Origin of the sequence: Acinetobacter sp. ANC 5414 (assembly GCF_013004295.1) — a bacterium.
In the GTDB taxonomy this organism is placed as follows: Bacteria; Pseudomonadota; Gammaproteobacteria; order Pseudomonadales; family Moraxellaceae; genus Acinetobacter.
Map to the genome: position 1 here is coordinate 173,003 of NZ_JABERM010000003.1, position 15,624 is coordinate 188,626.

Here is a 15,624-nt window from a genome sequence, read left to right on the forward strand (position 1 = left end):
GGGACATAGAGAACAGGATGTTCCAAATAACAAGAATAAGAAAGATCGCACAAGGATGGGCAGGTACGACAGGAGTTATACCAAGTGAACCAATACGAAAAACCCCAACAGGATGTTGGGGTTTTTTATTATCTGTTTTAAATGCAAATAAAACTTGGATAAACCTCTAAAATACCGAGTGAATGCCTGACGCACTATTTTTGTTTCATCATGGCTCAACCTAATCTAACCCAATTCAAGCAGCAAGATACTGCTTTAAGCTTAGATCAAATATTGAGCTTCTAAAAATCAATTATTTACTATTTAACTGCTGATTATGAGCCGCTTTTCCTTCAATAGGTTGTGAACTCACTGACGGCTAGTTGGCTGAAGCCGTGTTTATTGCCTTATTCATTAGACGGTTATCAGTTGCTGCAGCAACTGGTGATACGCGCCAAATCATATTCCCTACATCATCAGCGACCAAAATAGCACCTGAGGAATCAACTGCTACACCCACAGGCCGCCCAAACGCATCACCTTGATCACTTAAAAAGCCAGTCAATACATCTTGTGGTTGACCAGAAGGTTGTCCATTTTTAAACGGCACAAAAATAACTTTGTAACCGCTATGGGGTTTACGATTCCATGAGCCATGCTGACCAATCAATGCACCACCGCGGTATTGTAGCATTAGTTCGGCAGTATAAAATGTCAAACCTAATGATGCCGTATGGTTACCCAATGCATAATCAGGTGGAATCGCGCGAGCGACCAGCTCAGGGTTTTGCGGTTTCACCCGGGTGTCTACATGTTGACCATAATAACTATAGGGCCAGCCATAAAAAACCCCGTCTTTGACTGAGGTCAAGTAATCAGGCACCAAGTCATTGCCAATTTCATCGCGCTCATTCACCACCGTCCATAGCGTGCCACTCTGCGGCTGCCAGTCCATCCCATTTGGGTTACGGAGGCCGGTCGCAAATTGGCGTGCTTTGCTACTTGCAATATCAAATTCCATAATCAGTGCGCGACCCGCTTCTTGATCTAATCCATTTTCAGCCACGTTACTGTTTGAACCCACCGTAATATAGAGTTTTGTGCCCGTAGGGTTGGCAATCACATTTTTGGTCCAGTGGTGGTTTAAAGTGCCACCTGGTAAATCCAGTACTTTGGCGCCGCTTGAAGTAATTTGAGTAGCACCAGTTTGGTAAGGAAAGCGCATGAGGGAGTCGGTATTGGCCACATACAGCGTATTGCCGACCAGTGCCATGCCAAATGGAGAATTGAGATTTTGTAAAAATACGGTTTTTTGGTCAGCCACCCCATCGCCATTGCTATCACGGAGCAAGCTAATGCGATTGGCACTTGGATGTGATGATCCTGCACGCTTCATCACCAGTTTCATGATTTTGCCTTTAATGCCCTTGCTGTCATCTGGCTTAGGGGGGGCATCGGTTTCAGCCACCAGCACATCCCCATTAGGCAACACATACAACCAACGCGGATGCTGAAGTTCTTTTGCAAATGCTTGTACTTTTAAACCCGCAGCAGCTGTTGGCATAGTCCCTGCAGGCCAGCCTTTAGCCGGGGCAATATTCACCGTAGGGAACAAACTGGATTTGGGTTCAGGCAGATGAGGTTGGGGACCATAGCTGTCTGTAATTTGGGACTTCGAGGGTGACGCACATCCTGTTACTGCCAATAAGATGGCAGAGCCCGCTATGGGAAGTAAAATGGGCAGTAAAAATCGAGCAGACATCTTTTCTCTCCTTATTTTTATTGCAATAGCCCTACCTTACTGTCACCTATAAATCTCAAACTTGCTTGAGTCTTTTAGTAAAAAATAATAACCAATGATGATGTTTTTGAGTTTTATTATTAATATTTCATTTAACATAAATCTCTTATCCCAAAAATAAATCCTTAAATCGCCAGAGTAGATAGTTTCAATTTAAGGCCTAAGCTAGACATCCCCTCTAAAAAAACGTATAACCCTGTTTTTCTTTATACAGGTCTGACACTTTGAAACTTATTCTTGCGCCCATGGAAGGCTTAACCGATCCTATTATGCGTGATGTATTGACGCATGTCGGCAGCTTTGACTGGTGTGTAACCGAGTTCATTCGTGTAACCGACTCTGTCCTGCCCGACCATGTCTATCATAATTACTGTCCTGAATTACTGAATGATGGAAAAACTGCAGCTGGAACACCGGTACATGTCCAGTTTTTAGGAAATAATCCTGAAATGCTGGCTGCGAATGCCATTCGTGCGGTGGAACTGGGCGCCCCTGCCATTGATATGAACTTTGGTTGTCCTGCAAAAACGGTAAACCGGCATCGTGGCGGCTCAGTGCTGCTAGATGAACCGGAAGTGGTACACATGTTGGTCAAAGCCGTGCGTGATGCCGTGCCCAGTCATATTCCGGTATCTGCCAAAATGCGTCTAGGCTATATGGACCGTAACTTTACCCTGGAAAATGCCCACGCCATTGAAGATGCCGGTGCAGCTTGGGTTACCGTCCATGCCCGAACCAAAGCTGAAGGCTATACTCCACCTGCATTTTGGGATCAGTTACAACCGATTCGTGAAGCACTGAACATTAATGTCATCGCCAATGGTGAAATTTGGACCAATGCTGATGCTAAACAATGCCGCTTGGAATCTGGTTGTGAAGACTTGATGATTGGTCGAGCTGCTGTGACCACACCCGATATCACGCAATGTATCCGCAAAAACACCGATGAGCCCATCATTACTTGGGATGAGCTTTTAGATTTACAGATCCGTTTCTTAAATGGACCCTATAAAAAAGAAATCAATATGGTGGGACGCTATAAGCAGTGGCTAGGCATGATGTCTAAACATTATCCTGAAGCAAAAGAATTGTGGAATGAAGTCAAACGCATCAAAGCTTTGATTGAAATTATTGAAAAATTAAATGTCTTAAAGCATTAATAAAAAAGCCTTTGAATGTTCAAAGGCTTTTTTATTTAACTACGTTCTTGACGCTGTTTTAAATTTTCCACATGTATTCGATTGGTTTTCCAAGACTTGTCTAATACTTCTTTTTCGATCCGTAATTGAATCCGTTTTAATTTCATCGCGGGGATGACATCCTCTTTAAAGTTTTTCACATAATCCACCCATGCCGTACCACGAAATACATTGGCTGGCATTTCTGTTTTAAATTCGCAATCCGGCATAAATACAACGATTGAATGCAAATATTCAGGCGTAATAATATCCGAGAGTACCTGTTCTAAAACTTTTTGGTGTTTATAATTTTGATGGAGCGGATTTTGAAATTTATAGCTGTTTTTAAATATTTTCTGCGTCCACATTTTCTGGCGTTCACTACCAAAAATCCAGCCTTTATAATTTTTGGTTTCAATAATAAAGATGCCATAAGGACTCAATAAAATATGATCGATTTGGGTCGTTCCCGCTTGTTCATCTGGCAAAGTACAATCATTTAATAGAATATATTGAGGGTCTTTCAAATAGAGTTTAACGTGTAAAGCTACCGCGAACTCCCCAACTTTTCCTTTAATAAATGGCTTAAAGGCTTTGATGATCGCTATCACGACAAAAGCAAGAATGATCCACCAAAAGCTCGACCCAAGTTGCGCAAATATCTGACTCAACATTTTATTGATCTTTATTTTTAATAAGATCTTATAATTTAATCAATTTTCTCTAGTTTTAATAGAATATCTTTATTTTCCAGTCCACCGGCAAAACCCACCAGTTTGCCGTTTGCACCCACTACGCGATGGCACGGTGCAATAATTGAAATTGGATTTTTGCCATTCGCCGCCCCTACTGCACGAACTGCTTTCACATTGCCAATCTGCTCGGCAATATCGCGGTAACTTCGGGTTTCGCCAAATGGAATGGTCAACAAAGCTTGCCAGACTTTTTGCTGAAACTCGGTGCCTTCAAAATCTAAAGGCAAATCAAATTGCTGTCTTTTTCCTGCAAAATATTCAGTTAACTGCTTTTGGGTTTCCAATAAAATTGGATGATGCGTTTGTTCGATCAATTCGGCTAAACGGACACGTTTGGGATTTTCATTTTCCCAAAGCACCGCGACTAAAGCCGTTTCATGGGCGACCAGTTTTAAAGTACCGACAGGAGAAGCCATTTCCATAAAAGCCAGTTTCATTGTCTTCTCCTGCAGTGAAATAAATGCTCCAGATTTTATGATGATGACAGTTTCATCAACACTAATCCAGAAATAATCAGGACGGCTGCCAGCATACGCATTGCTGACGCTGGCTCACCTAAAATAAAGATTCCGACCAAGAACGAACCGACTGCGCCAATCCCGGTCCAGATGGTATAGGCTGTACCCAGTGGCAAAGTTCGCATGGCATAAGCCAACAAGCCAAAACTCAAGATCATGAAAACCAAGGTAATAATACTGGGCGTTAAACGTGTGAAACCTTCTGAAAGTTTCATTGCATAGGCCCATACAATTTCAAAAAGACCCGCTAAAATTAAAACCAGCCAAGCCATGACGACTATGCTCCACTTGATCAGAGTCAGGTCGTCCTGACGAATTGTCTTGGTATGCATATCAATGAGATTGCACCAAGGGAGGTCGTTCCTCCTTTAATGCATTATTATATAAATGATTGCTTTAAATTGGTGCGAATTTTACATTTTTTGACCAACTTATCGCGCTAAAAATGCCCAAATAAAAATACGACTGGTGCTCACCAATCGTATTTTTTAGATCACAAGACTCATCTAAAATTTAAAACGAATACCTGCGCCATAGAGCCATTCATTTTCAGAAGATGATTGTTTCTGCCAAGCGGTTTCTTCATTCCCCTTGTTATAGCCATATGCAACATCGACAAAAGGCATGACCTTTTTATTTATTTCATATCGCGTTTCCAGACCCAGTTGCGCGGTATTCAAACCCGACTTTTTAGCATAGTTTGAGTCATCACTGAAAATGACATTCAAATCCAGATAAGGTTTAACAATCAGTTTCTGGGTCAATAGCAAATCACGCTCAGTTTCCAACGTGAATGACACTTGTTGATCCTGCCCCACAAATAAATAGGCATTGGTTTCAAAGAAATACGGCGCCAATCCATGTACCCCAATGACGGCATCGACTTGATCCTGATCCACTTCACGATTCTGGTCATTCCGATAGCGTAAACCGGCCTGCACATCCCAGAAATCGGCAACATTGCGACTGTACAATACTTTGGCATCGTACTCGGCTTGCTGTGACTCAGCCCGATCTGCATGGACTTTAATAAAAATCTTGTTTTCATCTGTGCCGATTCGGGTTTCCAGTTTCGACTTTAAAACACCTTCGCCATCGTTATTGCGCAGCCATTTACTTTCAACCGTGGTTTGCTGATAAATCTGGCCACCATGCTCTTTGATATGTGCAGCAGAATCCGCTTCATCTGAACTGGATTGCTCCTGCTGTACCGGTTGCATCAGTTTTTCTTTAACCGCAGTCGTTGCTACTGCTGACTCTGTTTGATGTTGTGAATGATCATCATGCACTTCAGTAGATTGTCCAGACTGCTGTGGCATCGGCATAGAATACTGCTGATCCTGGGCAAAACTCTGTCCACTCAACAACAGTAATGAGGCACTCAATGTGCTTATAGCAAATAGATTAATGATGCGCATGTGAGTCTCCTTGCTTTGCTGGGCTTGAAGTCGATGGTGTTGGTGCTTGATTTCCATCTACATTTGCTACAACCAGTTTGCTCATCATCCCAGATGACATGTGATACAGCAGATGGCAATGAATCGCCCATTCCCCCAACTCATCTGCAGTGAGCAGCGCAGTGACTGTCTTACCCGGTGGCACAATCAAGGTGTGTTTATTCGGCATATTGGCGCTAGTTTGCCCATTTTCCAGTTGCATAAACATGCCATGCAAATGCATCGGATGCGCCATCATGCTGTCATTGATAAATTTCAAACGGATACGTTCGCCATATTTGACCTGTAACGGTTCAACTTCGGTAAATTTCTTGCCGTTGATGGTCCAGATATAGCGCTCCATGTTGCCTCCCAAACGCACTTCCAGTTCGCGTTCTGCCGGACGAGTATCCGGTTGCGGGTTTAATGATTCCAAATCGCTATATTGCAGTGCCTTATGCCCTGCGGGTGTGGAGGCATTTGCCCAGCCATAAACCACTTGGGTATTTTCATTTAAGGATGGTTTCGCCGAGGTATGTGCAGAATGATTCATTCCCTGTTGTGGTTCTGAATCAGACTTTGCTTGATGTTGTGAATGGTCATTCGTCTTGGTGTGGTTCATTTGCGAATAATCCATCGTCGCTGAATCATGTTTCATCTTGGAATGATCCATCTTTGAATGATCAGTGGCTTGATGATTCATTTGACTTGAACTTTGTGGATGAGCACTTTCTCGAGTGGTATTCATCTGATCATGATTCATATCAGCATGATCACTTGATGATGAACCATGTCCCATATCTTCCATCGTCAGCAAGGCACGTGGACGTGGCTTAGGCATATGAATCGCATGCATCACTGGAGAATTTTCATTATGCAAGGTACCAATCGCAAAACCGCTGCGGTCGATCGACTCGGCTTCAATTTGATAATGATTGGCTTTCGGCTCAACTACAACATCATAAGTTTCTGCAGTACCGATTCGAAACTCATCGACCGGCACAGGTTTAACTGGCTGCCCGTCAGCACTGACTACAGTCATTTTCAAGTTGGGAATACTGACATCATAAAATGACATGGCAGAAGCATTAATAAAACGTAACCGGACTTTTTCATTCGGCTTAAACATGCCAGTCCAATTTTGTTCCGGGGTTTTTCCATTGATCAGAAAGGTATAACCAGTGACATCAGACAAATCGGTTTTCAGCATGCGCATTTGATTCCACATGCCACGATCTTGCCAGATACTTTTGAGTCCATCACGTTTGACCTGCTTCCAAACATCCGACAAAGTTTCACGCTGATTTTGATAGTACTCTGCTGACTTTTTCAGGTTCTTCTGGATTTGATCACTGCCGGATGGATGAAAATCGGACAGCATCACCACATAATCACGATCGGTTTTTTCGTGCACTGCTACCGGCTTTTTCCCTTTAGGATAAATCACTAGGGCGCCATACAGTCCATCCTGTTCCTGTCCTTTGGAGTGTGCGTGATACCAATAGGTTCCGTTTTGACGTACCTTGAAACGATAGACAAAATCCGTCTGTGGTTTAATGCCCTTGAACTGGTTAAAACCCGGTACGCCATCCATTAAGCCCGGCAACAATACCCCATGCCAGTGAATGGAAGAATCCTGATTTTTAAGCTTGTTATGCACATGAATGATGGCGTCATCACCCTCTTCAAATTCCAGAAGCGGTGCTGGAAACTGACCATTGACCGTGATGCGTTTTAAGGGTTTTCCGGTGATATTCACCATCTGTTCATCAATGTTCAAATGATATTCTTTGACCGCAGCAAATGCCCACGATGATGACACTAAACACACCCCGACTAAGAGGCTTTGAGTTAATTTAATCGACATGACTTAACCTGTAATTTAAAAATAAAAATGTTTTTTAAATCAAAATTAAGCTTTAGGAGGACGTAAGATTTGTTGCCAGAAGCCGGTTAAATGCTGGGCTGAATAATCAAAATTGCGCTGTAGATGTTCTTGAGCTTCTTCTAAATGCACTAAATCGGATATTTGTGAATCCAGCCAGACCGTTAAACTCTGACAGTGCAAGTGTACGCAATCATTACAGCTAAAATGCTGTTGCTGATCCGTCATGGTCTGATGACAATCTTGATCATGCGCTGCTTTTACATGTTCTGAAGAATGTTGCATATGAGGTTCAACACTCACTGAATCATAGCAACCAGACATTGCCGTTATTTCTGCATTGGGATGATAATCAACATTCGCTTCATTCATCATTTGCTGATGCATAGGTTTTACGGATGCAAAGGCAACACTACTCCACCCGATGGCAAAAACCATCAGGAACACAAACCAAGCCTGTTTGCGTAATGAAGTCAGCAAAGAATGATCCTTTAACCCGTCTAGAATAAAATATAAATCATTTTACTTTGATTTAGATCTAACAACATAACCAAGAACAAAGTTATACACAATTGTTTAAATTTATACTCAACAATGCATCATTCGCTCTTTTTATGCCTATTAAAACAATAAAGTTATTTTTTAAACAGGCTTATTTATAAGCATAGGTTAATAAACAACCATATCTTTTAATACCTTAATCCATTAAAAAAGGACTCGATTGAGTCCTTTTTATACATTTAATGTCTAATTTTCAAACTATCGCCCTATAATCGTTTACAAACTAATCAAGTTATCCATACAGTTATCTACACAGATATCCATATGGTTATCCATAAAGTTATCCACAACTTAGCAGCAATTAATTAGAGAATATTAGAGATTTACAGCACCTACTTTTGCAAGTTCTGCACGCATTTCATTAATCACAGCTTGATAATCCGGTTTACCGAAAATGGCTGAACCGGCAACAAACATATCTGCACCGGCTTCTGCAATTTCACGAATATTGGCAGGTGTTACGCCACCATCCACTTCTAAACGGATGTCACGACCTGAAGCATCAATGATTTTGCGTGCTTGACGAAGTTTGTCCAAAGTCATGGGAATAAATTTTTGACCACCAAAACCTGGGTTGACACTCATCAACAAAACTTGATCGACTTTGTCCAGAACATAGTCCAGATAATGCAAAGGAGTTGCCGGGTTAAACACTAAACCTGCTTTCGCACCACCGGCTTTAATCAACTGTAAAGAACGGTCAATATGGTCGCTTGCTTCCGGGTGGAAGGTAATAATGTCAGCCCCTGCTTCCAAGAAATCCCCAATCATGCGATCTACCGGTGAAACCATCAAATGCACGTCAATCGGCGCTTTAATCCCATATTTTTTTAATGCCTTACACACACCTGCACCAAACGTCAGGTTAGGGACATAATGGTTATCCATCACGTCAAAATGTACGACATCTGCACCAGCAGCGAGCACATTTTCGACTTCCTCGCCTAAACGAGCAAAGTCAGCAGATAAAATTGATGGTGCAATTAAATATGGCTTGGACATGGGGAGAACCTGGCTATGTATTCGAATTGATTTTTCGCATTATAACAAATTGAACCTTGCTGCTGTGATTCAATCCTGATTCGATTCTATTTATTCGGTATCCCAAAACTGCAACATTGCGTTGCATGATTTAACTTTCGCTATTCTTTTAATCTGTTATGTTGATACCACACCCCAAGGTAAATGAGAATGAAAAGCAATACTAAAATTATCACATCAGAAGCCGCTCGTATCGCCAAGCGTTTATTGAATCATTGGAAACATAAATTTGAAGTTGCTGAAACAGACGGCAATTTTAGTATTTTTATGCCGGATGCAACCGTAAAACTGATGCCACAGTCAGAAGCATTATTGGTCTCAATTGATAGCTCATTAGAAGACCTAAGTACTTTAGAAAAAGTCGTTCTCGATCATTTAGGCCGTATGGCACAGCAACAATTTACCGCAACATGGCAGCATTCATAAAAAAGGGAGAACATGATTCTCCCTTTTTTGAATTAAATATTACGCTTCAAGTTGCACGGCATGAAATTGCAAATGGTCATCGATAAAACTTTGAATAAAATAGTATCCGTGATCATAGCCTGCATGTTCACGTAAAGTTAGAGACTGTCCCACTTGGGCACAAGCCTGCTTAAATAATGCCGGATTCAATTGCGCGTAGAATTGATCTTTCGATCCTTGATCAATCAAAATTTCTGTAAACAATGCCCCTTTTTCTTGAATCAAGGCAGTGGCATCATGCTTTAACCATTCATTTCGATCTTCACCAAAATAATTCGAAAAGGCTTTTTCACCCCAAGGACATTGGCTTGGTGCACAAATGGGCGCAAAAGCAGACACTGATTTAAATTTTTCAGGATATTTCAGTGCCAGTGTTAACGCACCATGTCCACCCATGGAATGTCCGAAGATCCCCATGGCATCCGCTTGCACTGGAAAGTTCTGAATGACCAAATCATAAAGCTCATCAGCAATGAAGCTTTCCATTTGATAATGTTCCGCCCACGGCGTTTGGGTCGCATTAATATAAAAGCCTGCACCTTGACCGATATCCCAAGAATCGCCTTGCGCAACCTGCTCACCTCTTGGCGAAGTATCAGGACTAATCAGGATCAAACCCAGTTGAGCTGCCAAGCGTTGTGAATGAGCTTTAATCGCGAAGGTTTCTTCTGTACAGGTCAGACCGGCTAAATAAAAAAGTGCTGGACATGCTTGACCGGTTAAAGCTTGAGGGGGCAAGAAAATACCAAATTTAGCTTCACCCTTGAGCACCTTGGAATTAAAAGCATAAATGCGCTGTTCACCATCAAAGCATCGATTATGTTGGATTAATTCCATGTCTATTTTTCCTTATTGTGTTTGAACACTTAATTGGGGTATTTCTATTTTTGTCTCTGTTTTAGAGGTCACTGGAAATAAGCGTTGCTCCAATTGCGGCAACATAAATTCCATATTCTTACCAATCGACCATTGTGGTTCGGATGCTTCAAAACCCTGCGCCTTTTCCCATTGTGCCACGGTGTCTTTGGTTTGCTCGAATGCGGCACTCACAGAGGTCTGCTCACGCATGGCCTGATCAAAGAATGCACGCCCAAAATAAGTATAATCCGCTTCATTTGAACAGCCGAAAGATGCCCGGTCAGCCGCAGACGCGGTAATAATTAAAGTATTATCATCCTGCAAAGCGGGAACAAAACTTCCCGAATAACAGGCAGAAATCACAATCACCCGCCAACGAATACCGGATTTGTCCAGAGTTTCTTTAAGCCATTTAGGATCGACATCATTTAAATCGATCGGATCATTTTCCATTTCAAACTGATTCGGTAAACCATGTGAGGTCATGTATAAAAATAACACATCACTTTCACGGTTCATCTGCTGGCCAATGCGACGTAAAGCCATGTCCATACTGGTACGCGAAGCAATCGGAGTTTGAGTGCGTGTCTCAGGATTATTCACCAAGATGAGTGAACGACCAAAGGTTCCGAAGCGGGTATCAAACTGTTCTTTAATCCGCTCGACTTCTGACTTAAACACGTCTTGATAACCTGCACCGGCGACCCCTAAAAAGTACCAATGCGATTGTGTAAATTCACCATACTGCACATCTTCAAGTGATTTATTCAGTATACGGCTTTGCGCGTAAAAGGCATCTTCGGCAAAAGTTGGTGGTGTTTCTTCAACTTTCCAGATCGGTTGGCTTTTGACTGACATTTGCCAGACAACAAGAGTGAATAGTGTCGCAGCTACAATCAATGCCCGCTCCCACCACGGCCATTTCAGCTCACGGGAAAACACCCACACCACAGCCAAACTTTGCCAGACAAACAGCACCATGAATATCATCGGTAAATAGTCATAGAAGATGTAAGGCAATACATCGATATAACCCAAATACTGAATCAGACTTTGTAATAAGGCGATATGGGTATCCAATACCAGCCACAATAAGGCAGGCACCAGCATCAAACGGGGGTTATTAATACGCTGGGACAGGAAAATACCGACAATCAGTGCAATAAAAGGCCATAAGGCATAACTGATCAAGCCTTGAGGATTAAACTCCCCCACTTCCCCTGAACTTAACCAACTAAATAAACTGTTGGCACTGCCGCCTAAAATCCCCCAAAAAATCAGTTGTAGAATTGAGGGGCGAACGATTTGTAAAGACCGACGTGATCCCAAAAAGAGCCACATCCCTGCAGTTTGGTTGCTTTTAAAATCATGCCAAAAATTGATGGAGGGTTTAAAGTCGATCATAGGATTTAGGGTTAGCTGTAGCTCGCTGATTCACTGTGTAAGTTTATGCTTGATGGAAGTTTTATCAATGCTGCTTTGGAACTATATAACAAATTAATGCACATTATTGAAGCAATTACCAAACTACTCTAGAAGATGATGCTGAAAGTAGGCATCAAAACGGCACGCATCCCCTTGCCACTGATGATCCGGCTCCAAATCAGCCAAATAGACAGCCAGACGCGGGCGCTTCACCACCACACGTTTCGCCACTTTTTGTGCCAAGCTTAACAGGTTGTCACCCAGATCCATTTCACCATGTTCAGGCAAGAGCATATGTAATAACTGCATCTGCTTTTTCACTTGTGCCTGTTTTTTAATGGCTTGCTGATTTTGGTCTCGTTGTGGAAACATCGGATCAAGATAAACCACATCCACCACATGCTTCTGTTCTGCCTGCCGGGTTAAATAATCGGCAGAATCAGAGAAAACCAGATGAATCCGTGCCACAACTGAACTTAAAAAAGCATCATTTTGCGCATGGTTTTTGCTGTCTTCCAGCAAGGTAAACAAGATCGGATGGCGCTCAACCAATGTAACATCAGCACCCAAATGTGCCATCAACAGACTGTCATGACCTAAACCCGCAGTCGCATCAATCAAGGTCGGCTTTTCCCCCAGGTTACAGGCCCGAGCAATCATTTCAGATTTTAACGAGGAACGTTTTAAACGGGGCACTTCGGCCTGCCAGTCGGGCTGCATCTTCATGCCATTGGCACATAACCACAGACCGGATTCATCTACACATAAAGCCAGTTCAGGATTTAAACGCAAAAATCGCGCATTCAGCTTTTCAATGGTCTCAACATTAACAGTGACTCCACGCGAAGAAAGCACAGCAGAATACTGCTGTGCTTTCTGTTGAAATGCCTGTTCTACAAATAAGCGGATCTCGCTTACCATAATTTCCAGCCTGTAAATGCAAAAAGTAAGATTAATAGACCAGAGGCAATGCGATACCAGGCAAAGACCATAAAATCGCGTTTAGCGACATAAGCCACCAATACACGAATCAGAATTAAAGCTGAAACGAAGGAAACGATAATCCCTGTGGCTAAAACCGTCCAGTCTTCGGTACTTTGGAAAACATCATAACTTTGATAAAGATCAAGCAGACCTGCACCGACAATTACCGGAATACCGAGAAAGAAAGAGAATTCTGTGGCAGCCTTCCGCGATATGCCCAGGAACATGGCACCAATAATGGTTGCACCTGAACGTGATGTACCAGGAATTAAAGACAGCACCTGGATTAAACCAATCCAGATCGCTTCCTTATAGCTGATGTTCTCGACTTCTTCAGCATTCACTTTAGGCGGATGTTTTTCAATCCACATAATGATGAAACCACCGACAATCAAACCAATCGCAACCGCAATATCGTTAAATAATAATTCTTTGACTGCTTGTCCAAAAGTGAGACCAATCAGCACAATTGGAATCGAAGCCATAATCAGGCTAAACCCCAAATGGCGACCTTTGGGTTCACCGGTAAACATACCTGTAGCTGCACCCCACAGACGAGCCCAGTATTCATAAATCACTGCTGCAATCGCGCCCATTTGAATGGCGATGACGAACACATCACTTTTTTCTTTGGTCCAGAAATTCATTAATTCGGAAGCGAGAATTAAATGTCCGGTACTGGAAATAGGTAGAAATTCGGTAATACCTTCAACAATACCCATAATTGCCGCTTTCAGCAGCAGTAAAAGATCCATAAAAAATCCTAATTATGATTTGCCCTGTTCTGGAATTTTTTTCCAAGCGTTATCACGTAAATATACAGGTAATGCCTGTTCAGCACTGACCCATTTTTTTTGCTCGACATCTGCGCGCGCAATGGTAGCAATATCTTGCGCAGTCGCACTTAAGTCTTTGTATTGTATTTGTTCAGGCTTAATTAAAGCTGAACCGGAACCTACAAGTTCAAATTTAACTGCTTGGCTGGCATCATCGTAATTTAACAGTTTTTCTTCATCCACAGCCTGCATAATGCCCTGTGAATCGAGTTCAAAACTCGCAATATAAACTTCTTTCATCCGTGCATCGAGTACCGCTGTCACGGCGCTTAAACCGGCAATGCGGTGTGCTGCCTGTGCCAAGGCTTGCAACGTTGAAACAGGAACAACCGGTAGATCATTTGCCCATGCCAATGCCTGAGTCACAGCGGCATTGATTCGCACACCGTTAAAAGAACCGGGGCCACGGCTAAATGCAATTGCAGTTAATTCAGATGCAGATAGACCAAGCTGAATAAATGCCTGCTCAATCATCGGGAGAATTGTTTGCGTTTGTGCTTTTGCTCGCGCATCTAATTGGAAAAATAATTCTTGGGTTTCATCTACAATAGAGACGGAACACTGCTCATTGGCAGTTTCCAATGCCAGCAATTTCATGCACAACCTTAATTAATTTAAATGTAAAAAACGAGGCATATGATACTCCACTCATTCGCACTAGGCGAGATTTTCCATCTGCGGAATACAAAAAATCCAAGCGCTTGCTTGGCTGAATAAGATCATCAAATTACAGTTCAACTGCTTCCAAATTCTGAAAATGCTTAAAATGTTCTGCATAGTGCATGGCACTCATTTTGAGTTTAACTTCAGCAGCCTCATCTAAGGTTTTGACGATTTTCCCGGGCGAGCCCATCACCACAGAATTATCCGGAATGACTTTACCTTCAGGAATTAAAGCATTCGCCCCAATGATGCAGTTTTTACCAATTACTGCATGATTTAAAATAACCGAGTTAATGCCAATTAAGGTGTTATCACCAACAGTGCAGCCATGCAACATCGCTTGATGCCCAATCGTGACATAACTGCCAATGTGCATTTCAATGCCCGCATCGGTATGTAACACGGCATTTTCCTGAACATTGCTAAAATCACCAATTTTGATTTTGCTGTTATCGCCCCGGATCACGGCACCAAACCAGACACTGACCTGTTTCCCCATTTCGACCTGACCAATCACCGTCGCATTTTCCGCTACCCAGCCATCCCAAGGCTGGTGTGTTGATTGAGGTGCATAGCCATTAAATTTGTACAGCATCTTGTGATATTCCTTTATTTATTGCGTTTAATCTTATTCATATAAAAAGCTGGAGAATTTAATAAAAAAGGCCATTCTTTCTGATAATCCAAACCATACTGAAACAGTGAAACCAGCATCCGTGCAGTTAAGCCCCAAACGATTTCATTTTCAACACGCATACTGGGAAAATATAAAGACTGGTGTGCATAACGTACTTCATAAGGAATCGGCGGTGCCTTCATTAGACTACTGAGGGATGCAAAAAAAATACGATCAATTTCGGTCGGTTGAGCAATCAATTCGACTTCGGCTGGAATCAACCCAACGACAGGTTTCACCAACATCCCATTGCGGGCTTTTTGCATGGGTAAATCACCCATTAATTGCACATCAAATGGATTTAATGCGGTCTCTTCATAGGCTTCACGTAATGCCACCACGATATTACTGGTATCTTGTGGATCTCTTTTCCCTCCTGGAAATGAAACCTCTCCAGCATGATTGTTTAAATATAAAGAACGTCGAGTGAGCAGAACTTTTGGATCAGATTCATCTGTAATCGCAATTAATACAGCAGCTTGCGCTGGTTTGACCCGTGTGGAAAACCGTAATCTTTGCTGTAACGATTGTATTAATGAATGGTCATCCATACCTCTACTCTC

Annotated in this window: 17 protein-coding genes; 2 read left to right on the forward strand and 15 right to left on the reverse strand. The window is 42.3% G+C overall.

Annotated features, from left to right (window positions below):
- Positions 1-358: 358 nt before the first annotated feature.
- Positions 359-1,741 (reverse strand): PQQ-dependent sugar dehydrogenase, encoded by a 1,383-nt coding sequence (locus HLH18_RS03650; protein ID WP_131289471.1) that lies wholly within the window; start codon positions 1,739-1,741, stop codon positions 359-361.
- A 263-nt stretch (positions 1,742-2,004) separates the two neighbouring features.
- Between HLH18_RS03650 and HLH18_RS03655 the strand changes: the two genes are divergently transcribed.
- Positions 2,005-2,940: a tRNA dihydrouridine synthase gene (locus tag HLH18_RS03655; protein WP_214647253.1), complete on the forward strand. Its 936-nt coding sequence runs from the start codon at positions 2,005-2,007 to the stop codon at positions 2,938-2,940.
- Between the two features lie 35 nt (positions 2,941-2,975).
- Here the strand turns inward: HLH18_RS03655 and HLH18_RS03660 are convergent, their stop codons facing one another.
- The 7 genes from HLH18_RS03660 to rpe form a co-directional block, all read right to left on the reverse strand.
- The gene (locus HLH18_RS03660; protein WP_131291807.1) at positions 2,976-3,632 is read right to left on the reverse strand and encodes a nuclease-related domain-containing protein; all 657 of its coding nucleotides are present in this window, start codon (positions 3,630-3,632) and stop codon (positions 2,976-2,978) included.
- Positions 3,633-3,667: 35 nt separating this feature from the next.
- Positions 3,668-4,150 carry a methylated-DNA--[protein]-cysteine S-methyltransferase gene (locus tag HLH18_RS03665; protein WP_131291809.1) on the reverse strand — a complete coding sequence of 161 codons (483 nt, stop codon included), beginning with the start codon at positions 4,148-4,150 and terminating at the stop codon, positions 3,668-3,670.
- A gap of 35 nt (positions 4,151-4,185) precedes the next feature.
- Positions 4,186-4,503 carry a quaternary ammonium compound efflux SMR transporter SugE gene (sugE, locus tag HLH18_RS03670; RefSeq protein WP_131291857.1) on the reverse strand — a complete coding sequence of 106 codons (318 nt, stop codon included), beginning with the start codon at positions 4,501-4,503 and terminating at the stop codon, positions 4,186-4,188.
- A gap of 234 nt (positions 4,504-4,737) precedes the next feature.
- Positions 4,738-5,649, reverse strand: a complete 912-nt coding sequence (locus tag HLH18_RS03675) for a copper resistance protein B (RefSeq protein WP_171529846.1) — start codon at positions 5,647-5,649, stop codon at positions 4,738-4,740.
- Entirely contained in the window at positions 5,636-7,534 is a 1,899-nt protein-coding gene (locus HLH18_RS03680) for a copper resistance system multicopper oxidase (protein WP_171529845.1), read from the reverse strand. The genes HLH18_RS03675 and HLH18_RS03680 overlap by 14 nt, the downstream gene beginning before the upstream one ends.
- 45 nt (positions 7,535-7,579) lie before the next feature.
- The gene (locus HLH18_RS03685; RefSeq protein WP_171529844.1) at positions 7,580-8,032 is read right to left on the reverse strand and encodes a hypothetical protein; all 453 of its coding nucleotides are present in this window, start codon (positions 8,030-8,032) and stop codon (positions 7,580-7,582) included.
- A gap of 396 nt (positions 8,033-8,428) precedes the next feature.
- Positions 8,429-9,115, reverse strand: coding sequence for a ribulose-phosphate 3-epimerase (gene rpe / locus HLH18_RS03690; protein ID WP_131291817.1), 687 nt, complete (start codon positions 9,113-9,115; stop codon positions 8,429-8,431).
- A 189-nt stretch (positions 9,116-9,304) separates the two neighbouring features.
- Between rpe and HLH18_RS03695 the strand changes: the two genes are divergently transcribed.
- On the forward strand, positions 9,305-9,580 hold the full coding sequence (locus HLH18_RS03695; protein WP_171528931.1) for a DUF2218 domain-containing protein: 276 nt from the start codon (positions 9,305-9,307) through the stop codon (positions 9,578-9,580).
- Positions 9,581-9,619: 39 nt separating this feature from the next.
- Here HLH18_RS03695 and fghA read toward each other — a convergent pair whose 3' ends face one another.
- From fghA to HLH18_RS03730, 7 genes are all read right to left on the reverse strand, one after another.
- Complete coding sequence (gene fghA, locus HLH18_RS03700) at positions 9,620-10,456, reverse strand: S-formylglutathione hydrolase (protein ID WP_171528932.1); 837 nt, start codon at positions 10,454-10,456, stop codon at positions 9,620-9,622.
- A gap of 12 nt (positions 10,457-10,468) precedes the next feature.
- Complete coding sequence (locus tag HLH18_RS03705) at positions 10,469-11,881, reverse strand: C13 family peptidase (RefSeq protein ID WP_171528933.1); 1,413 nt, start codon at positions 11,879-11,881, stop codon at positions 10,469-10,471.
- Positions 11,882-12,004: 123 nt separating this feature from the next.
- Positions 12,005-12,823, reverse strand: a complete 819-nt coding sequence (locus tag HLH18_RS03710) for a class I SAM-dependent methyltransferase (RefSeq protein ID WP_214647254.1) — start codon at positions 12,821-12,823, stop codon at positions 12,005-12,007.
- On the reverse strand, positions 12,817-13,641 hold the full coding sequence (locus HLH18_RS03715; RefSeq protein WP_171545790.1) for an undecaprenyl-diphosphate phosphatase: 825 nt from the start codon (positions 13,639-13,641) through the stop codon (positions 12,817-12,819). The genes HLH18_RS03710 and HLH18_RS03715 overlap by 7 nt, the downstream gene beginning before the upstream one ends.
- Before the next feature lie 12 nt (positions 13,642-13,653).
- On the reverse strand, positions 13,654-14,319 hold the full coding sequence (tsaB, locus tag HLH18_RS03720; RefSeq protein WP_171545791.1) for a tRNA (adenosine(37)-N6)-threonylcarbamoyltransferase complex dimerization subunit type 1 TsaB: 666 nt from the start codon (positions 14,317-14,319) through the stop codon (positions 13,654-13,656).
- A gap of 130 nt (positions 14,320-14,449) precedes the next feature.
- Positions 14,450-14,980 carry a gamma carbonic anhydrase family protein gene (locus tag HLH18_RS03725; RefSeq protein WP_171545792.1) on the reverse strand — a complete coding sequence of 177 codons (531 nt, stop codon included), beginning with the start codon at positions 14,978-14,980 and terminating at the stop codon, positions 14,450-14,452.
- 14 nt (positions 14,981-14,994) lie between these two features.
- Entirely contained in the window at positions 14,995-15,612 is a 618-nt protein-coding gene (locus tag HLH18_RS03730; RefSeq protein WP_171545793.1) for an NUDIX hydrolase, read from the reverse strand.
- Positions 15,613-15,624: the final 12 nt, after the last annotated feature.

Excerpts from the sequence above, each read along its gene's own strand:
- HLH18_RS03665 (WP_131291809.1), bottom strand. The coding sequence starts at position 4,150 with ATGAAACTGGCTTTTATGGAAATGGCTTCTCCTGTCGGTACTTTAAAA.
- HLH18_RS03650 (WP_131289471.1), bottom strand. The coding sequence starts at position 1,741 with ATGTCTGCTCGATTTTTACTGCCCATTTTACTTCCCATAGCGGGCTCT.
- HLH18_RS03730 (WP_171545793.1), bottom strand. The coding sequence starts at position 15,612 with ATGGATGACCATTCATTAATACAATCGTTACAGCAAAGATTACGGTTT.
- HLH18_RS03680 (WP_171529845.1), bottom strand. The coding sequence starts at position 7,534 with ATGTCGATTAAATTAACTCAAAGCCTCTTAGTCGGGGTGTGTTTAGTG.
- rpe (WP_131291817.1), bottom strand. The coding sequence starts at position 9,115 with ATGTCCAAGCCATATTTAATTGCACCATCAATTTTATCTGCTGACTTT.
- sugE (WP_131291857.1), bottom strand. The coding sequence starts at position 4,503 with ATGGCTTGGCTGGTTTTAATTTTAGCGGGTCTTTTTGAAATTGTATGG.
- HLH18_RS03675 (WP_171529846.1), bottom strand. The coding sequence starts at position 5,649 with ATGCGCATCATTAATCTATTTGCTATAAGCACATTGAGTGCCTCATTA.
- HLH18_RS03660 (WP_131291807.1), bottom strand. The coding sequence starts at position 3,632 with ATGTTGAGTCAGATATTTGCGCAACTTGGGTCGAGCTTTTGGTGGATC.
- tsaB (WP_171545791.1), bottom strand. The coding sequence starts at position 14,319 with ATGAAATTGCTGGCATTGGAAACTGCCAATGAGCAGTGTTCCGTCTCT.
- fghA (WP_171528932.1), bottom strand. The coding sequence starts at position 10,456 with ATGGAATTAATCCAACATAATCGATGCTTTGATGGTGAACAGCGCATT.
- HLH18_RS03695 (WP_171528931.1), top strand. The coding sequence starts at position 9,305 with ATGAAAAGCAATACTAAAATTATCACATCAGAAGCCGCTCGTATCGCC.
- HLH18_RS03710 (WP_214647254.1), bottom strand. The coding sequence starts at position 12,823 with ATGGTAAGCGAGATCCGCTTATTTGTAGAACAGGCATTTCAACAGAAA.
- HLH18_RS03725 (WP_171545792.1), bottom strand. The coding sequence starts at position 14,980 with ATGCTGTACAAATTTAATGGCTATGCACCTCAATCAACACACCAGCCT.
- HLH18_RS03715 (WP_171545790.1), bottom strand. The coding sequence starts at position 13,641 with ATGGATCTTTTACTGCTGCTGAAAGCGGCAATTATGGGTATTGTTGAA.
- HLH18_RS03705 (WP_171528933.1), bottom strand. The coding sequence starts at position 11,881 with ATGATCGACTTTAAACCCTCCATCAATTTTTGGCATGATTTTAAAAGC.